This is a genomic window from Mesorhizobium sp. M4A.F.Ca.ET.050.02.1.1 (assembly GCF_003997725.1).
GTDB lineage: Bacteria > Pseudomonadota > Alphaproteobacteria > Rhizobiales > Rhizobiaceae > Mesorhizobium.
On the sequence record NZ_RZSG01000046.1, the window covers coordinates 1 to 18585 of the forward strand.

At 59.2% G+C, this 18585-nt stretch carries 18 protein-coding genes and 1 pseudogene; 10 read left to right on the forward strand and 9 right to left on the reverse strand.

Translation table 11 applies throughout. From position 1 onward, the window contains the following. Positions 1-396 precede the first annotated feature (396 nt). Positions 397-1422, forward strand: a complete 1026-nt coding sequence (locus EOA33_RS06100) for a DUF3800 domain-containing protein (RefSeq protein WP_190234208.1) — start codon at positions 397-399, stop codon at positions 1420-1422. A gap of 39 nt (positions 1423-1461) precedes the next feature. Here the strand turns inward: EOA33_RS06100 and EOA33_RS06105 are convergent, their stop codons facing one another. Next, positions 1462-2085: a hypothetical protein gene (locus tag EOA33_RS06105; RefSeq protein ID WP_245482252.1), complete on the reverse strand. Its 624-nt coding sequence runs from the start codon at positions 2083-2085 to the stop codon at positions 1462-1464. Between the two features lie 73 nt (positions 2086-2158). Next, positions 2159-3934, reverse strand: a complete 1776-nt coding sequence (locus EOA33_RS06110; RefSeq protein ID WP_127405196.1) for a hypothetical protein — start codon at positions 3932-3934, stop codon at positions 2159-2161. Between the two features lie 433 nt (positions 3935-4367). Here EOA33_RS06110 and EOA33_RS06115 point away from each other — a divergent pair, with 433 nt between their 5' ends. From EOA33_RS06115 to EOA33_RS06125, 3 genes are all read left to right on the forward strand, one after another. Continuing rightward, on the forward strand, positions 4368-4985 hold the full coding sequence (locus tag EOA33_RS06115) for a type IV toxin-antitoxin system AbiEi family antitoxin domain-containing protein (protein WP_127405197.1): 618 nt from the start codon (positions 4368-4370) through the stop codon (positions 4983-4985). Next, on the forward strand, positions 4978-5847 hold the full coding sequence (locus EOA33_RS06120; protein WP_127405198.1) for a nucleotidyl transferase AbiEii/AbiGii toxin family protein: 870 nt from the start codon (positions 4978-4980) through the stop codon (positions 5845-5847). Before EOA33_RS06115 ends, EOA33_RS06120 begins: the two co-directional genes overlap by 8 nt. Before the next feature lie 203 nt (positions 5848-6050). Then, entirely contained in the window at positions 6051-7118 is a 1068-nt protein-coding gene (locus tag EOA33_RS06125) for a hypothetical protein (RefSeq protein WP_127405199.1), read from the forward strand. 417 nt (positions 7119-7535) lie between these two features. Here the strand turns inward: EOA33_RS06125 and EOA33_RS06130 are convergent, their stop codons facing one another. From EOA33_RS06130 to EOA33_RS06155, 6 genes are all read right to left on the reverse strand, one after another. Then, positions 7536-8333 (reverse strand): competence protein CoiA family protein, encoded by a 798-nt coding sequence (locus EOA33_RS06130; protein ID WP_190234209.1) that lies wholly within the window; start codon positions 8331-8333, stop codon positions 7536-7538. Positions 8334-8479: 146 nt separating this feature from the next. After that, positions 8480-8929, reverse strand: coding sequence for a hypothetical protein (locus EOA33_RS06135; protein WP_127405201.1), 450 nt, complete (start codon positions 8927-8929; stop codon positions 8480-8482). Positions 8930-8947: 18 nt separating this feature from the next. Continuing rightward, positions 8948-9664, reverse strand: a complete 717-nt coding sequence (locus EOA33_RS06140) for a hypothetical protein (protein WP_127405202.1) — start codon at positions 9662-9664, stop codon at positions 8948-8950. 255 nt (positions 9665-9919) lie between these two features. Further along, positions 9920-10099, reverse strand: a complete 180-nt coding sequence (locus EOA33_RS06145; protein WP_127405203.1) for a hypothetical protein — start codon at positions 10097-10099, stop codon at positions 9920-9922. Positions 10100-10104: 5 nt separating this feature from the next. Further along, positions 10105-10428 (reverse strand): hypothetical protein, encoded by a 324-nt coding sequence (locus EOA33_RS06150; protein WP_127405204.1) that lies wholly within the window; start codon positions 10426-10428, stop codon positions 10105-10107. Positions 10429-10722: 294 nt separating this feature from the next. After that, on the reverse strand, positions 10723-11262 hold the full coding sequence (locus tag EOA33_RS06155) for a hypothetical protein (protein ID WP_127405205.1): 540 nt from the start codon (positions 11260-11262) through the stop codon (positions 10723-10725). Positions 11263-12105: 843 nt separating this feature from the next. Here EOA33_RS06155 and EOA33_RS06170 point away from each other — a divergent pair. Further along, on the forward strand, positions 12106-12567 hold the full coding sequence (locus tag EOA33_RS06170; protein ID WP_127300695.1) for a MucR family transcriptional regulator: 462 nt from the start codon (positions 12106-12108) through the stop codon (positions 12565-12567). Positions 12568-12744: 177 nt separating this feature from the next. Here the strand turns inward: EOA33_RS06170 and EOA33_RS06175 are convergent. Beyond that, positions 12745-12961, reverse strand: a pseudogene (locus EOA33_RS06175) (cold-shock protein). 528 nt (positions 12962-13489) lie between these two features. On the opposite strand from EOA33_RS06175, the gene EOA33_RS06185 reads away from it, so the two are divergent. The 5 genes from EOA33_RS06185 to panD all read left to right on the forward strand — a co-directional run. Then, a complete protein-coding gene (locus EOA33_RS06185) occupies positions 13490-14455 on the forward strand; it encodes a hypothetical protein (RefSeq protein ID WP_127405206.1) in 966 nt (321 codons plus the stop codon). Positions 14456-14519: 64 nt separating this feature from the next. Next, positions 14520-15494 (forward strand): quinolinate synthase NadA, encoded by a 975-nt coding sequence (gene nadA, locus EOA33_RS06190; protein ID WP_127405207.1) that lies wholly within the window; start codon positions 14520-14522, stop codon positions 15492-15494. Then, entirely contained in the window at positions 15491-17032 is a 1542-nt protein-coding gene (locus EOA33_RS06195) for an L-aspartate oxidase (protein ID WP_127405208.1), read from the forward strand. Before nadA ends, EOA33_RS06195 begins: the two co-directional genes overlap by 4 nt. 1 nt (position 17033) lies before the next feature. Next, the gene (gene nadC / locus EOA33_RS06200) at positions 17034-17915 is read left to right on the forward strand and encodes a carboxylating nicotinate-nucleotide diphosphorylase (RefSeq protein ID WP_127405209.1); all 882 of its coding nucleotides are present in this window, start codon (positions 17034-17036) and stop codon (positions 17913-17915) included. 390 nt (positions 17916-18305) lie between these two features. Beyond that, positions 18306-18585, forward strand: a 280-nt coding sequence (gene panD / locus EOA33_RS06205; protein WP_127405210.1) for an aspartate 1-decarboxylase, incomplete at its 3' end; no start/stop codon positions are given.

The window sequence follows — 18585 nt, forward strand, 5'->3', positions numbered from 1 at the left end:
GCTGCTCGACCTCAGAATGGCTCGATTGTTCGACAGGTTCTGCCTCGTTACCAGCATTGGTAAGGGCCATGGACGACACTCCGATAAGCGCGCGGTGCTCTACGCTTGCTGCACTGCAATATCAAGTGCCGCAACGTAATGTCTGCCGGCATCGCCTGTCGTTGCTCGCCTTGGCAGACTCGCCAGCCCGAAGCCCTACCAACGAGCAATAGCGCACCGGCAAAACCCTCGGCGCCCAGATCAATGAATGGTTCTCGGCCACAGTGCCCCCCGCGATGCGACCGATGGCGACCAGGGTGTCGGGGCGCACAAGGATGGCGGTTTCCTGATGCCGTTGCTCCAGTGTGATCGCACCGTTGCTGCGCAAGCCATTTACATGCTCGATCCCAGCGAGACGTGGCCAACTCGAACGCAGGGCCAAGCCGCTCACCGGCCGCACTTTGCGGCGCAGATAACGATTCGATCGTCCGCATTCCTCTGTCTTTCCAGGAGACGGCGTGGACATCATGCCGTTCCTCACCGAACCCGCCCCGTCTGTCGGACACCACGCAACCCGACGCCGACGGCGACGGCGTCCTGGACAGCGACATCACCGACGTTACGGTCCTCAACGCCGACGGCTCGAAGACCGAGACCGTCTCGACCTACAACGGCGCCGGCACCATCCTGATCGACAAGACCGTCACCACCACCAGCGCCGATGGGCTGACGACATCGGTGGCACATTATCTGCTGGCGGTTGCGCCTCAACTCAAGAATGACCTTCATACGCTCCTCCGCCACGACTACGACGACACTGTCGATATTTTCATTCGCTACCGGTACCCGGATGTGGGGCCAGAACGGCGACCGGCTTTCGTGGCCGAACTCCTCGATCTCCTGGAGCACCGCCGGGAGTTGCTCCCGCACTTCAACTACATGATGCTGAAAGGTGTGCTTCAGATTGCGGAACGGCTCGATGCCCTTCCTTATCTTGAGGACGAGACACCCAACGTGCTGATCGAGAGTTTCGCGCGCTTTTATGTGCAGAGGCTCTGTCTCTTCAAGAATTCCCAGCACATCCTCGACGTTGAGGAGATTGTGAAGGAGCGTATCGAGCGCTCGTCATTCACTGACCGCGATCGCGAGCTGAAACACTTTCGCTTCGCCGTTTCCCATGACGAACCTGGCATTCAACTGTCCGATATCATCGTCGGTATTCTCGGCAAATTCCTCTCGTTCGTCTGCTCGTCAGACGACGCGGGATTAATGGCTGCGCGGCGCGGCCTGGGGGAGCGGCAACAGCGAAGCCTGAGCCTACTGAATGCATTGCTCGATCGGTCGGTCGCGGAGAACAAGGCGTTTGCACTACGTGCTCAGCCTAAGAGATCGGGAAGCCGCAGCGTTCTTTCTGGACCCGTCGGTCTCGCCTTGAGCGCGTGATCGTACTCTATGGCCTGCCGGATAGCCGCCATACTTGAGCTAGAGTGGCGCCGCATTCAAAATGTCGGTCAGAAGGTCGTCGATGTTGCCGGCCGATGTGGCAAGCCTTCCGTCGACAGCATGAGGAAGATTGTGCTCTTTTTCATAGTGATAGCTCGCCTCGAAATCTTCAATCGCCTCTCCCGCTAGAGGGACGCCACAAATCTTCAGGCGCTCATATGCTGCAACGACGAAGTTGAACAGGGCCGGGTTGATGTTCACCACCGAGCCATACCAATGGAACATGCGCTGGCAGGCTTGCCGAGTCTCTTCTTGATATCGCCTAGTGGTCTCAATCGCCGCGACGACAATGTCGCGCGGAACGAGGCACAACGTCATTAGATCGGCCACGATCGGGTAGCTTCCGATCGGAATGAGACTGACGACATGCCGCAATTCCTGCTGATGATGGAAGTAGTTGCGAAGGCACTTCAGGGCGGCAAATTCTTGAACGTCAAAGAAATCGAGGTCAGCTCCAACCTTCAGTCGATCGTTAAGACTGTGCCCCGCCTCAAGCAACGAAAATAGTGTGTCCCGATTCGGCGAAACGCAGTGCGTATGGTAGAGCCGAAAGAATCTTTCGGACGCCGCGCCGACATTCACCAAATCGAACTCTTCGGCCACACCAATGCTCCAATCAAACAAGCGAGTCGTTGAGGTCGTGATTTAAGGCGCTGTCCTAGTTCACAAGAGCGCGTCAACGCGAGCGGACCCGTGGTTTTAGGCGCCTCCTGACGCCTGGCCGGGCTTTGCCATGTGCCTTACCAAGATACGTTGAGGTCTGGTTGTATTCCCAATCCTCGACCCTTTGTGGAAAGGGGTTGCGCGCGGCGAGTGCGATGACGCGGTCCAGCACTTCCACGATTGGCCGGTTTGTGACTGGCCGCCGGCTTTTTGTCGAGAATATTGTCTCGACCAACACGCGCACCAGGTCGACCTTGTTCAGCTTCGAACCGACGCGCTCCCTATACAAAGCCATGAGGGCCGCCCCAGGCGCCTTGCCTTCTCGGCAGTTCGCCACTTCTCGGGATTGAAACTTGGCCTGCGCAGCCAAAAACGAGAGTGCCTGTGCGATCTCGGTGTTTGAGAAATTGTCGAATTCGAAGCTGTCCCTCCAAACCTTCACGTATTCCGGTCGCGTGACGTATCGCTTGGTGTGCAGGATCGACTTGGCGTCATGACTCCCGGCCTTCAATTTCCGTGCGTAACGCTCGTTGTCCAAGATAAGGAACGCAAAGGTCTGATGGTGGTGCAGGTAGTCCACCAAGCGAAGGATAGCCCGATACCTATCCTCAACAGTTCCGGTTGCGTTGTCGATGCCACCAAGGACGATGGTCTCGATGGCGAGTGTCCCTACGGGCACACCAAAATACCGTTCGAAAATATGCCGAACAGCATAGTCTTCGCTCGGACCTTCCACGAACAAGGTGAGTTTCGGACGGGGATTTAGATCATACCGGTTCGCAACAAATTCGAGGTGCCTCCGCACGTCGGTGCGCGCCTCCAACTCCGGCATATCAACGAAAATCTGACGATGCGTTTCGTTGGTATGCGGCAGCTCGATGCCGTAGAGATCGCGATGCAGGCGTTGCAGCATCTGCGCGCCGGCCTTCATTGTCTCGGCGGCAAGCGCCGCTCCTCGCAATTGATCGCGCCGATCCACTGAGACGAACTGCATGAGATCGTACCAACGTTCTAGCGGATCGTCCCAGGCTTGCTGGGTCGCAAGGGCCCTGAACGCGTGCTCAAGCTTCGGCGGTGTGAGATCAAACGCTGCCTCTGCATCGCTAGGCTTCCATGCGCGGGCATATTCCTCCCACTCCCATTTCAGCCCGTCTATTGTGGTCCACTCATCGAACGCATAGCCGCTAGACACCTGCCGTGTCCGCATATTGCTGCGAACATGCGGATAGTACCGATCCGAGATGTACTGACAGAGGAGGTCGATCGCCGGGCGAAATCCTCGGTTGCGATCCACCGACTTCGCATGTCCACCATGAAACTCAAACCGACGGCGTCCAATTCGCAGCCATGCTTCGGCATCGAAGCTTGGCGCGTGCAGAAACTCTTCCATCTGGACGGTCAGGTTGTACTCCGACAAGGCGAAGTGCAGCGATGCGATCTGAAACCTTGAATAGTAGGCAACCGTGTCGCTGTTGGGCTCGTCGGGCACCCAGTGCTCCTCGCCTCCGGCAATGTCCAACGCCCATCCGCGCTCGAACCATTCCTTGTTTTGCATCGGCAGACGCAGGTGGCCGACGTCCTCGCTCGGCTGCCGCAGACGGAACACCGGCGAGAACACGCCGAGCCGCTCGAAGGTGAGCAGCCTCTCCTCGTTCACGATAATGCCGCGAGCTTTGCAGAAGTCTGCGAACTTGTCGGCCCTCAGATAGTGGCAGAGAAACACGCCACCCTTCTCTAAGAGCAGTTGTCCAGCACTGGCCGGGATGGTGAGTAGTTTGTTGTCTTGCATATTGGCCGCGGGTCAGCAAAGGACAAAACGAAATGGCAGTCTAGACGCGGGATGTCCTCGCCCCGCGAGAGAGCCGAATCTGTTGGCGAACTATGCTACAACGGCTCCTATCAATTTCGAGCCGATGAAAATCAATGAATCGTTCTACCGATAGTGAGCAAGTCACCAAACGACAGAAAACTGCGCTTGCCTACGAGGTCTGGCCACCGATGCCTAGCGGGCGGCTCGACTGTTACACGTTGCTGTGGCAACTGGAGCTATGGTTGCGCGAAATCGTCTACCTGGAACTCAAGACACGTTACGGAAGCGCGTGGGCGAGCCACATTGTCGTCGGTGGCCTGCCCTAACAGCTGCCATGGTTGACTTCCCTTGCCCTTAGAAAAATGATACAAAACCTCGGATCATAGACCCTTAACTCCGAGCTTTCGTATCAATGCCCGAACCCTACTCCCAACGTCAAATCGCCCACGCTCTTCTGAAAGCGCGCGGCATCGCACGCCTCGTAGAACTGCGCGATGCCGGGGTGACTGCCGCAACGGTGAGCCGTATGGAGCGGGATGGCGAGGTGCTCCGACTTGCACGGGGGCTCTACCAGCTCTCCGACGCGCCTCTCGACGCCAATCATAGTCTGGCCGAGGCTGCCAAACGCGTATCCAAGGGCGTCGTTTGCCTAGTGTCGGCCCTCGCATTCCACGGCCTGACCGATCAGTTTCCCAGGCAGGTGTGGCTGGCGATAGGGCGGAAGGACTGGCCCCCGAAACCCGACAACCTGCCAATTCGCGTTGTTCGTTTCACCGAGCATCTACTTACGGAGGATGTTGAAACTCACGTCGTCGAGGGCGTGTCTGTAAGAGTCTTCAGCGTCGCCAAAACGATCGCGGACTGTTTCCGGTACCGCAACAAGATCGGCCTGTCGGTGGCGATCGAGGGGCTCCAGGAAGCGCTCCGTCAGCGCAAGGCCACGGCCGGCGAAATCGCAAGACAGGCCGAGCGAGGTGGTGTCTCCACAGTGATCCGGCCATATCTTGAGGCGCTGACGGCCAATGGCTAGGGACATCAAGAACGTCGGCGCTTCGGTGCGCGCACGCCTTCTGCAACTCGCCAAGGCAAGTGGCCAGAGTTTCGATCTGGTTCTTACCCGTTTTGCCCTTGAGCGGTTGCTCTTTCGGCTCAGTCGATCGCCCCATGCCAACCGCTTCATCCTAAAGGGCGCGATGCTGATGATGAGTTGGTTCGATGATCCACACCGCGGTACTCGCGACCTCGACTTGCTGGGTTTTGGCGATCCGAGCGCAGAGCCAATGCTGGCGACGTTTCGGGATATCTTGGCGCAGGACGCCGATGATGGCGTCCAGTTTGACGCCGACGCGCTACGCATTGATCGCATTCGTGAGGAACTAGAATATGGCGGCCTGAGGCTGCGGACTACGGCTTCGATCAGCGGTGCGCGCATCAGCCTGACGATCGACATAGGTTTTGGCGATGCACTAGAGCCTGGCACCGAGGAACTGGATTATCCGTCTATGCTGGGCTTTCCCATGCCTCGGCTGCGGGGCTATGCGCGGGAAACTGTCATAGCCGAAAAATTCCAAGCGATGGTGGCGCTGGGCCGAGCGAATAGCCGGATGAAGGACTTCTACGATATCTGGATCCTAAGCCGGTCGTTCACCTTCGATGACGACAGGTTGCCCCGAGCTATCGCGGCCACCTTCGAGCGGCGCGGGACTGCGATACCTCAAGATCTGCCGGATGCGCTGACTCACGCTTTTGCCGAGGACGCGGCAAAGCGGCGACAGTGGCGTGCTTTTGTCGGAGACCTCGCTCATGATCCGGGAGATCTTGGGAACGTCATCGGTGACTTAGCAGGATTTCTTATGCCCAAGGCTGCGGCAGCAGCGAGGTTGGCCAAATGAGTGCTTTAGTTTCAGCCACTGGACTTTGGGGAGCAGACAAGGCTGTCACCCTAAGTGGATGTACGCCCCACAAGCACGATCCAAGTCCAATCAAGCCGCAATTCGTGGCTCCGGAACGCCTATCAAGCTTGACGTTCGGGCCGCTCGCACTCGCGGCCGCAGTCGCGCGAGCCGCTGCAACTCGAGACAATGCGCCAGTCAGCGTGCTGAACGCACTGCAGCGAAGCACTTTACCGATGCTGCAAACGATGATCGAGGATGGGACGACGTTCAACTTGTCTCCCAATTTTCAGTATCTAGCCGATACGGAGCGCACGTTTCTCGCCGCGCGAGTTGGCTCAGGGACTACCGACCTTTACATGACCGCTTTGGGGTATACTTGGCGGGCCAACGCCGCTTGTCTCTCTTCTACGCTCGATCCACATGCCGACTTCATTTACGAGGGCGGTAGCGCAAGCGGAAACGGCGTCGTTCTCGCCGAAGCGCACGGATCGTTCGCGGCAAATGCCAGCGCTCAGAGCGTCCATCTTCAATCGAAGAACAAATATCTCAGGCAGGTGAAGCCCTACCTCGCCATGACCTCACCTTACGGCGAGGTGATCCACGGATATTCGATTGCGTTTGGCTCCAGGCCCGGCGCGCCGGGCGCGTTTCTGAGCTTGTCGGAAACGAAGATCCCCAAAATGAAGAAAGGAGAGCCGCCGACAACCCCGGAGGCCAGAACTCGTGGCGACGGCGCGCCAACGTCGATCGCACTCGCGACGCATCGGTCGAACTTCTTCCTCGCGGGTGCCGACGACGTTATCAATTGGATCGACTGGGTTCGGGCGGCCGATGGCGCCCCGCCGGAACCAACGCCTGTCGAATTCCTCCGAATGCAGTATGCAGGGCGTAGCTATCTCGTGCACGCATCCTCGCTCTGGTGGCCTGACCATGAATGGATCGAAGAGTTCTTTGACCACCAGCATCTTTGGCCCCTTACGCCACGTTGGTCGTCAAGGTTGCTTTTGGGCCGAGGACCGCGCCTAGGATGGTTTGCAGTGGAGGAAACGGCCGGGACGAACTTCCTGAAGTCACTCACCGGTATTATTCAGGACGGTGGCCGTTCGACCCCGGCAACGCTCCCATTGCCAAACTTCGTACCCGTCGGGTTCGGACTTGCAGGGCTGACCGCCGAAGGTCGCGGCGATGACTCCGGCTACCAATACACGCTGTTTCGTGACGACTTCGCTTTGCTAGAAGACCCCATCGTGGGCGCCCTCTCGGCATGATGATGTGGTCGCCAAAGGACGGAGTCTCCTTCCAATAGTAAGAGAGTCACCTGGAAGGCCGCCAGTTGGTGGTTCTAACCATGACGATCCACCGGCCCTGCACCGGGCCGCGCATCATCTTATCTCAGGCGGCCTATGACATTTGCGTTCTTCACAGAGCGACTTGGGCCGGACAACGCCGCTCTTGTATGTCCGGGATGACGCCACATATGGGATGGCGCTAGGCAAGCTCGCTGAATGGCAGACGGAGTTCGGCGGGCCGTTTTGACCATACACCACCGGAAAAAATCATGGCCGCGAGCAGTCACGGCCGTTTTTCTGAGCTCATTAGCTACCGGCGACGCCTTTGTAGATGCTTGGTGATCGGCACCGCCTTTGGAATCTCGTCACCAAGGCATTTGTCGTGGAAGACCTCTGTCAAAATGACGGCCTGCCAAACTGCGGGCGGGTCAGTGAAGCAGGCATGCCCTGCACCTTGATGCCGACATGTGGGCCCAGTCCGACCGTGTGAAGTTCAGCATCACGCGGAACGACAATCTTCTTTCCAGCCAGTTGTCTCAACGCCTCAACATAGGCGCGCGCAAGTTCGCTAACCCGGTTCTCATGCCTGGCCTGATAGTCGGCGAACCTCTTTTCCTGTGTAGCCTGCCATTTCTTTTCGTCGGCGCGGCTCTTCGCCAGCGCTCTGTCGATATCGGGATGATAGAGCCAACACCGTGGCGCAGATTGAAGCACCGCATCCGCGATCTGCTCGCGTGTCGAGTCTCGGGGCAACTTTGACAGGTCGATTTCGACGGCCATGACTCCGTGCTCCCGAAGGCGTTGAATACTGGTTTCGTCGCTCGCATGGGTGACCGCGACTTCAACAAAGAGGTCATAACCCGGCGCCCGAACATAGAGGTCCGGGATGACTTTCTTCGGATCAGTGAATTCGATTCGAAGGAATTGCGTCGTGACCTGCTGACCCGGCTTCATCACAACGTTGCCCTTATCGAGCCCAAGACGTTTCGGCAGAAGTAGCAGCGGATTGGTTCGGAGCACCTCCTTGGCAAGAAGATGCAGAACGGTTTCAGGACCGCCGCCGCACACTTCGCCATCGTCGTGCCCGAAGTGCGGCACGTTTTCATCACCCTTGCGAGCCACCAATCGACCGCCGCAGGCAGGGCAATTGCAGCCGCAAGCAATGCCGCGCTGAACCTCGCTGATATGCCCCAAGGTGCCGTCCGGCCTCAGCCCATAAACAAGCTGCGCATGATCGGTGCCGAAGATATTCTCGCTTTTTCGTGGTCGTCCACCTCGCCCCCGGTTTGCTCCGTTGAAGAGCCAGGATGCTCGGCAATGCCGCCTGACGAACGCCGAGTCTATCCCTGTTCTCGCTTCGCCTCCAACAGGAATGATGTCGCCAGAGCGGTCATCTTGCTGGCGACTTGCCATGCGTTGAAAAGTTCGCTGTGTAAAACTTCAAGATCAGCCACCATCTCATCGCGACCTTCATCAGTCTGAATTTTGAAGCCATGGGCCTCATAGAACCGATGGAAAAGCCTGTTTCGAGCTTTGAGCGCAGACGCGAAGCGATCCACCAAACCATGGTCAAGGCTGACACAATTCTTCAACGTGCCTAAGAGTTGGCCCAGCGTGCTGCACTCAATGTGGTCAAGGAGCTTTCGCGCGTCATCGGGGTCGCCTTCATGGCGCCAACCGCGTTCAAGGCCACGGGCGCATAGGAGCAGCGAACCAAGTTCGGTCTCGAATAGCTGCGCCGCTTCCGCCGTTATCCCGAATTTCGCATAGAGTTCATCGCGTGTCGCCATTTGGGTATTCAGCGGTGCCTAGATCGGAGGGCGATGGGCGAAGAGCATCCTTAGCGCCGCGACGGTCTTTTCGTACCGCAGGCCCGATGCCTTGCCAGCCATCGACTCTTTGACGAAGTAGCAATACCGACTGGCGCGCTCGGCTTCGTCCTTGACCTCAGCATCCGTGACCTTGTGGGGCGTACTGCCGATCGAACCGTCAGGATTCACGCGGACGTACAGCGCATCCTGTTTCCGTCGATCGTGCTTGCCAGATGCCACTTTGCGGGCTGCACGGCTGTAGTTGAGGTCTCCGTCCGCGTAGCCTCCCATTCCGGTTTCCCATCGAGCGACTTTCTCATATCGTAGCAATTCGAGTGCGCTGGCGATGTCGATCGGGAAATGATCACCGCCCATGTCGAAGTCCTCTTCCAACATGCGGCGTAGGTCCTCTAGATCGATCCAATCGCGCCCGATCATGTAGCGCATGAGCATGCCGACCAACTGCTTGCATGAGTGGTCGTTCATCGCCCTCAGGATCGGCCGCGAAAGCGGAAAGATGCCGATCGATACCAATATGAGCATGAAGGCTTTCGCAAGCTCTTCCTGTGCGATCAGGATCAGGTAGAGCCGTGTCGATTTCAGCATCTCGAACTCGAACATGTCAGCGTCAGCAAGCAGACGCTCGGCATTCTCGACACAGGCTGCAATCGTTTTGGTCAGCGTCCTCGGCGACGGTCTAATCAAGCGCGACATCGGACGACTCAGCGGAGATTGCGCGAGGATAGCAAAGTTGTTTCGCTAAAGCCTCACGCCTGCTCCCGGTCCGCTGCTAGCCTCGCGCCTGACGGATCGCGCCATTGTCTGTTTCCGATAGCTCGGCTGCGACCTCTTTCAGAGCCCGGCCGACCTACCTCATATGCTGCATCGCCAGTTTTCAGTCTGCCTTACTGTCAAGCCCGAATTCCATCCGATCAGCGATAAAAGGCGTTTTTGCAGCAGCGATAACGGTCAGCGCTCGACTGGCGGCGGACGCCAGTTGCGTCGCCGCCAAGCTGTAGCGAGGCACCAAGCGCCAAAGCCTAGCCAGACCAGCGCCTGCAGGAACGGGTCCGGGTGGAAGTCGAGAGGATCGGCGGCAAACAGCACGAATGCCATTGCAAAGCACGAGAGGCCGATACCCACGATCATGGCAATCAGCCCGGCTGAACGCTCATTCGTTCAACCTCCTTCAATCGCCCTTTGTATTTCTCCCCGGCGATGTAGCCATCATGGATGAAGTCTTCGAGATCGTTGCTGTGCTTCTCTATCGAATGCGGCCTGTTGGCAGCCGGCTTTCTCCACGTTGGCGCCGTAAAAGCCATCCCATGACCGAAGGTCCCGGCCCTTCCCAACGCAGCGAAGACCGGCAGCAAAGTGGTGCAAGGTGCCAGCCGGCAATCTTGTTTCAATGCTCTTCCCGTGAAACATTCCGGACGCGCAGGAGCGTAAAAAATGGCGGCCACACCGGTCGAGAGCATCTGGACCTCAAAGGACACGCTTCTAGCCCCGCGCTCCTTCGCAGTCGCATGGTAATCGAACGGGTTTCGCTCCCACACATGCGCATAGTTGGCGAGAGATCGGAGATCTTGGTGATGTTGGAGAAGGACAGCACATCATTTGCGAGTTGGGGCGGCTGAAACTCGCCGGCCGGCTACGCAGCGCCTACGATCTTCGGTCGCCCAACGGCCTCGATCGGGCATGGAAGGAGTTTCAAGAATGACAGTGGAGCAAAGATGATGGCAGCAGCGCTCAACATCCTTGGGCTGGTCTTTTCACTCATCGGCGTTGTTGTCCTTTTCCGCTACGGAATGCCCTACAAAGCCCGGACCGGAGGCGTCACCCATCTCATCACTCATGAGATCGATGCGGCCCAATGGCTTGCCGTCGGCACGTCCTTTGCAGCTCAATGTCATCGGGCCTTTGTATGGATTGTTGAAGGTGCATTTGCCAGATGCAGACGCTACACTCGGAGCTACACCCTGGATGCCAAGATTCAGATAAATGCGCTGCATCGCGATAGCATCGGTGTCCGGAGTGGGATTGGGCAGATTTTTGCCGACAATCGTCAGCACTGCATCATTCCTTAGGGTAAAATGAAATAGGACGCGTCCACCGCTCATGTTGTTGCTCGAAAGTACCGGGCGGCAATACGGCGACATGTCTTTGCCTAGCGCGATCAGCTTAAGACAATTTCCGTTCAAGGTTAGGAAGGAGCCCAAGACGTCCTGAGAGGCGAAAGCACCTCCTGAGGTCCATACCGCAAGAATGAACGTTGCCGCACAGAAGGCGCCCGCAGACCTGATAGTGTTCAAGATGTCTTCCCCCAAGGTAACCGGACGATCTGCTCTGTAGAGGTATGTGTCAAGCTCTTGCCCCTGCGTCGCCCGCTGCAATTCCCCTCGGTATTGTGCTAAGCGGAAGCGAAGTATTTACGAAACACTTTTCTACGACGATTCAATAATTCGCCAACGGCGCGGACTAGCAGGGAGGCCCCTAAAGCCGCCAGGTGGGAGCTGATTTTGGGGGGGGTATGTTTGACAGCCAAGATCCTGCCGACGCTTGCCGTAATCGACCCGGTCGATCCAGCGGTCGGAAACCTATCTCGCAAGCAAGCATAACCAGGTCAATCTCTTCACCTCGATCGATGACCTCGTCACCGATGAGAAGAAACTGTCAGCAGGGCAAAGGCGATGCAGCCAGCGACAATCATGGCTTCGCCGCGTTTGGTCTGATCAGCGAGGAAGCCACCGAAGGGAACCGAAAGCGCTGCGCGTCAGAGCACGATACTGATCGTTGATCCAGCTGCAGCAATAGACCAGCCTCGCTCAACCAGCATAGATGGTCCGAAACTGAAGATCATCGCAAAAGCGATATTGTAGAGACACCAGATCGAGCTAGCAGCAATCACTGCACCGTTTCTGAGGTGAGACTGCCTCGATCGCCCTCAACGGAGACGGCCCCTTCTGGCGCGCGATAGACAAAGGCCATGAGACCGAGGCTGATCGGGATCCACCCTGCTGCGACGGCGAGGTTGACGGCGTGAAGCCCCCGACCTTGCTGCGATCAATGGGGTAGAACGCAACTTTCATTGGGTTCCTGTGGCTGGCTTCATTAATCAAACTGAATTTTGCAGCAGCCAAAATCAGGAGCATTCCGTGACAGAAGAAATCGAGAACAATAGTGACGCCCTCATCGAACTTACCGCCGACGTCGTATCGGCTTACGTATCGAACAATCCGGTCCCCGTGGGCGATCTTCCGGGTCTGATCGACCAGGTGCATGCCGCCTTAAAAGGCACGATCGGTGGGCCGGTCGTGAAGCCTGAGGAGCTCAAGCCTGCCGTTCCCATCAAGAAATCGGTCACGCCCGACTACATCATCAGCCTGGAGGACGGAAAAAAATTCAAGTCGCTGAAACGGCATCTCGCGACCCATTATGGTCTGACGCCTGAAGAATACCGCGCCAAGTGGGGCCTGCCGGCAGACTATCCGATGGTCGCCCCGAGCTATGCCGCGACGCGCTCGGCTTTAGCCAAGACCATGGGCCTAGGTAGAAAGCCTGATCAGACCGAACAGGCAGCCCCTGCAAAGAGGACCCGTAAGAACGGCGCCGCCTGAGCGTTGTTCCGGCGCGCTGACTTGAAAGGCGGGGAGAACCCGCCTTTCGTCGCATTCGCGCTAGGTAGCAACTTGCGCACGGCATGCTCGATTTATGTTCCCGTACGATTTCGTCTGCGGGGGGACGGGATGGACCACCGCCGGGCGGCTGCTCCGCATGCGCAAGAGGCCGTCAGCTCACTTTACTTTGCTGAGATTGCCGGCTGAGGATTTCCCGGTGCGGCGGTCCTGCTCGATCTCGTAATTAATTAACCTTTTGCCCGTCAGCGAGAGTCGAAAGCCCCGAACGCTCCACAGCGGAAATGTGGACAAAAACGTCCGGGCCACCCGCATCGGGCTGAATAAAGCCGTAGCCCTTCGTGCTGTTGAACCACTTCACAGTGCCAGTTGCCATGCATTTTTCCTTTGTATCAGTTGCAGCGTCGGTTTGCCCAAGCCAGTTAACATTCTGACTTGGGGATAGGCGCAGCAAAAACGAGAAATCGCAAGGCCCCTGGATTGCCAGGAGGAAAATCACCTGCACGATACCGGCCGTAAACGCGCAACAACTGCTTTGTCCCTCGGCTGCAGCGGCTATCGCTCGCCATGACCGGACGGTTAGTCCAAAAGCGTCGTGTGCGATCCGCCAGCCAGGGCAGCGAAACTTCGCTATAACGCGCAGATCGAGAATGCCACTATACGCGTTGCACCCAAGCTGGACCGCCTTAACCTGTTCATTGCGCTCGCCGCCTTCACGGTCGGCAAAAAGGCGCGCCCTTCCCTTGCGTTACCTACCGCGGGTGTCGCGTTTGGACCAGTTTTATGCAAGTGCGAGCACCAAAAGACCGTACAGGTACGCCGTTGACGCGCGGCCCGGCATGGTACACGTTGATTAAATCGGTTTAGCCGCGTCACCTCACAGAGCACGGCCACGTTCGGCAACATGCACGACCAAGCAACACGAAACAAAAATAGCAACGCTCGGGAAAGCCGCGACATCAATTTGGACTTGATCGCGGTTGTCGCTGCCGTGACAGACCGCGATCCTTGCGTCCTCACGGTGGGGCAGCGGGATGCGCTGCCTTCCGGCCCCTTCGAGCTCAGTCACCGTTCCCTGCAATTTGGCCTCAGGGACTGGGTCGAACAAAAGACTGGACACCCACTGGGCTACATCGAGCAGCTCTATACCTTCGCTGACCGAGACCGCATCGAGGCTGGGCGCCAACAGCGCAACATCTCGATCAGTTATCTTGCGCTGACCCGGCAAGAAGCTATTGCCGTGTCACGCAAGAGCGACTGGAAAAGCTGGTACGCGTATTTTCCATGGGAAGACCACCGGTCTGGCGCGCCGGAAGCGCTGAGCATCCTGCACCGGCGTCTGATGGCCTGGGCGAAGAGTGCCAGCAGTATGGCAGCGCGGCGCGAACGCGGTCAGCGCGCGGCGATCGCGTTTGCCTTCGACGATCGCCCCTGGAACGAGGATCTTACGCTGCAGCGCTATGAGTTGCTTTTCGAGGCGGGCCTAGTCGAAGAGGCTGGCGGCAACGCGAGCATGACGCTCCCGGCAACAGTGTCAGGCAAGGCGATGGTCTGCGATCATCGCCGGATCCTTGCGACTGGCATCGCGCGGCTGCGCTCCAAGATCAAATACCGGCCGGTCGTCTTCGAGCTCATGCGACCGACCTTCACGCTGCTGCAACTGCAGCGAACCGTGGAAGCGCTGGCCGGCCGGCTCATCAACAAGCCGAACTTCCGCAGGCTTGTCGAGCAGCAGGAGCTGGTCGAGGAGACCGGCGAGACGTCCCTCGACACAGGCGGCCGGCCAGCAAAGCTCTACCGCTTCCGCCGTGCTGTTCTCGACGACAACGCTGTCGTTTTGGGAACGAAATTGCCGCTTGCGCGGGCTTGACACCTTTATAGTCGACGTAGATATATGCCGCTTGTTGTCAGTCCGAATATAAGCGGAGGCGCGGATGATTGGCGCGTTACCAACGGCCGCGTCGCTCTATGAGCGCGTCCGGCGGGTGATCCCGCCGATCGAATGGCCGGCCTTTGCCGACGATATCGATGCGATCCTGGCGCTGAAGCGCGAGCGCAACGCCGTCATCCTGGCGCACAATTATCAGACGCCAGAGATCTTCCATTGCGTGGCCGACATCGTTGGCGACAGCCTGGCGCTGGCCCGCAAGGCGATGACGGTTGAGGCGGACGTGATCGTCGTCGCCGGCGTGCATTTCATGGCTGAGACCGCAAAGCTCCTCAATCCCGGCAAGACCGTGCTCATTCCGGACCTTGCCGCCGGCTGTTCGCTGGCGGACTCGATCACGGCCGAGGACGTGCGCCTGATGCGGCAGCGCTATCCTTCCGCTCCAGTCGTGACCTACGTCAACACCTCCGCGGCGGTGAAGGCCGAGTCCGACATTTGCTGCACCTCTGGAAACGCGCTTGCGGTGGTGAAGTCGCTCAACGCGCCGCGCGTCATCATGCTACCCGACGAATATCTGGCGAGGAACATCGCGGCGCAGACCAAGGTCGAGATCATCGCCTGGAAGGGACGCTGCGAGGTGCACGAGCGCTTCAGCGCGAACGACATTCGCGATCTGCGCGAGGCCCATCCGGGCGTGACCGTGCTCGCCCATCCCGAATGCCCACCTGAGGTGGTTGCCGAAGCCGATTTCGCTGGCTCGACGGCGGCAATGTCAGATTATGTCGGACGGCACAAGCCGGCGCGTGTGGTGCTGATGACCGAATGTTCGATGAGCGACAATGTCGCTGTCGAGCATCCTGAGGTCGACTTCGTGCGCCCATGCAACCTCTGCCCGCACATGAAGCGCATCACGCTCGCCAATATACGCACGGCACTCGAGCAGAACCGTCACATCGTCACCATCGATCCGCGTGTCGCCGAGCGGGCCCGCTGGGCCGTCGAGCGCATGCTCTTCGTATGACCCCAGACATCCATGACATTGGCGGGGCGCCGGTCATTATCGGCGCTGGCATCGCCGGCCTGATGACCGCGCTTCACCTGGCGCCACAGCCGGTCGTTATTCTTTCCCGCGCTCCGCTCGGAACCGAAACCTCAAGCACGTTGGCCCAGGGCGGCCTTGCCGCGAGCCTGGGGGACGACGACAGCCCCGAACTCCATCTGACTGACACGCTTGCTGCCGGCGACGGCCTTTGCAATGAAGCGATCGCCAGGCGAGTCGTCGAGTCAGTCCCCGCAACCATCGACCACCTCATTCGTCTGGGCGCTCCTTTCGACCGCGCGTTAGACGGAAAACTGCGGCTCGGCCTGGAGGCGGCTCATTCGCGGCGCCGCATTGTCCATGCCGCCGGTGATGCCACCGGCCGCGAGTTGTTCCGCGCGCTGCTCGCCGTGGCGCGGCGAACCCGTTCGATCACAATCATGGAAGGTGCGACAGCCCTTCGCCTGGTCGTTGCAGAGGGCGGCATTGTGGGCTTGTTAGCCGTCCTGCACAGTGGCGTGTTTGCTTTGCCCACCCGCCGTGTGGTGCTTGCGACTGGCGGCATCGGCGGCCTCTTTGGCGATACCACGAACCCGCTTTCCTCATACGGGCATGGTCTGGCGCTGGCCGCCTGTGCCGGCGCGGAGCTCGCCGATCTGGAATTCGTGCAGTTCCACCCGACCGCGCTCGACACGCCGCGCCGGCCAATGCCGCTTATAAGCGAAGCGGTACGGGGCGAAGGCGCGGTGCTGGTGGACGAATACGGTCACCGCTTCCTTGCCGCTATACCTGGCGCTGAATTCGCATCGCGCGACGTGGTCGCCCGCGCAATCGCCAATCAGCTCGCCGCCGGGCATCGTGTCTATCTCGACGCCCGGCGATGCCTCGGGCAAAAATTCGCAAAACGCTTCCCGGCGATCGACGCCGCTTGCAAGCAGGCCGGCATTGATCCGGCCATGGAGCCCATTCCCGTGCGTCCGGCGGCTCACTATCACATGGGCGGCGTGGCGGTAGACGCTGAAGGGCGCAGTTCCGTTGGCGGCTTGTGGGCCTGCGGCGAGGTCGCATGCACAGGGCTGCATGGCGCCAATCGTCTCGCCAGCAACTCGCTGACCGAAGCCATTGCAACAGCCGCCTGGGTCGCGGCAAGTGTGGCCGGGACCTCAACCGGCCGGCAATGGCCCAGGCTGCCGGCAGTCTTTCCATTGCGACCCGACCCTTCACCTGTACGCCAACTAGTCTCTAATGCGCTTGGCATCTTTCGAAATGGCAAAGCGCTGCGCGAGGCGATCTCGACCCTTCTGCCGATCGCCGTTGGCGAGACAGCAACGGCCGACCCGGCCCTGGTTGCGCTGTTGATCGCGATTGCGGCATTACGCCGCGAGGAGAGCCGCGGTTCGCACTACCGGTCCGATTTTCCTGGGCGCGAAGCTGCCGCCCTCCCCTCGCGACTGACGCTCTGCACAGCCTTTGAGAGTGCCGTCGCGCTCAGCTGGCAGAGATCCGAACGGAGCCGTTGATATGACATCCCTTGCACCGCTTCCCCAGATGATAATGGAACCCATCGTGCGCGGTGCCCTTCTGGAAGATTTTGGCAGGGCCGGCGACATCACCAGCGATGCGATCATCCCCGCCGATTGCAAGGCGACGCTCGTGTTGAATGCCAGGCAGGCCGGCGTTGTCGCCGGGCTCGATCTGGTGATGTTTGCCTTCCTGCTGGTCGATCCTGGGATCAGCATGCAGTTGCGGTGCCCCGAGGGCGGCAAGGTTTCGGCCGGCGAAACCATCGCGATCGTAAACGGGCCGGCGCGCAGCCTGCTGACGGCGGAACGGACAGCACTCAATTTCCTCTGCAAGCTGAGCGGCATAGCGACGGCTACGGCAGCGCTCGTAAACGCGGTGCGCGGCCATAACGCAAAGATCGTGTGCACGCGAAAGACGACGCCCGGTCTGCGTGTCCTGGAAAAATATGCCGTGCGCGCCGGTGGCGGCGCCAACCACCGCTTCGCACTCGACGACGCCGTGCTCATCAAAGACAATCACATCGCTATTGCCGGCGATATCCGTACCGCCATCGAGCGAGCGCGCGGCGCCATAGGTCACATGGTCAAGATCGAGGTCGAGGTCGACACGCTGGATCAGCTGGAGATGGCACTCCAAGTCGGCGTTGACGCCGTGCTTCTCGACAACATGTCGCCCGAGGAACTTGCCCAGGCTGTGACGATGGTCGGCGGCAGAGCTCTCACAGAAGCATCGGGTCGGGTAACGCCGAGAACGGCTCCCGCAATTGCCGCGACCGGGGTCGATCTCATCTCGGTCGGCTGGCTTACCCATAGCGCTCCCATTCTCGACATTGGCCTGGATATGCCTGCGGACCGGAATTGCCGCAGGCATCTGAACTGAGGGAGAGGGCATGAACCGGGACCGCAGGAACTCCTTTGGCCGCAGACTAACTCGCGCCACAACGTCCTTAGTTCCACCGACCGCTGACCCAAGCCTGCTCCTTGGCGCACCGCATAACTCTAGCGGCGAGGAGAAAGCGACGGGCCAGGGGCAAACAAAGGACCGCGTGGAAGCACTTGGCTTTATCATCTGCCGGCTCGACGAACTGCGGCAGATGGCTGCCTCTCACGGACTGGAAGCACTCGGTTGCCTGTTGGATGTCGCCTTCACCGAATCCTGCGACGCGATCAGAAGGGAGCGTTCTTGCGCTCAAGCCGAAGAAGGCACGCGATAGGCGCCGCGAACGCGAGGCACAGGGGCACAGGATCGAAAGTCGTTTTGGAGGAAGGGATGCGCAAAATCGTTGCCGGCAAGCTGCACGGCATCCACGTCACGGAGGCCAATCTCGATTATCACGGCTCGGTCACGCTCGATCCCGACCATTGCGAACAGGCAGGCATCCTGCCGATGGAGTTTGTCGAGATCTGGAACAAGAATTCGGGCGCGCGGATTTCGACCTATGTCATCCTCGGCGAACGCGGCTCGCGCTGCTGCATTCTCAACGGCGCCGCGGCCCGCACCTGCCAGCCAGGCGACCAGGTCATCATCTGCAACTCGGTCTATGTGGACC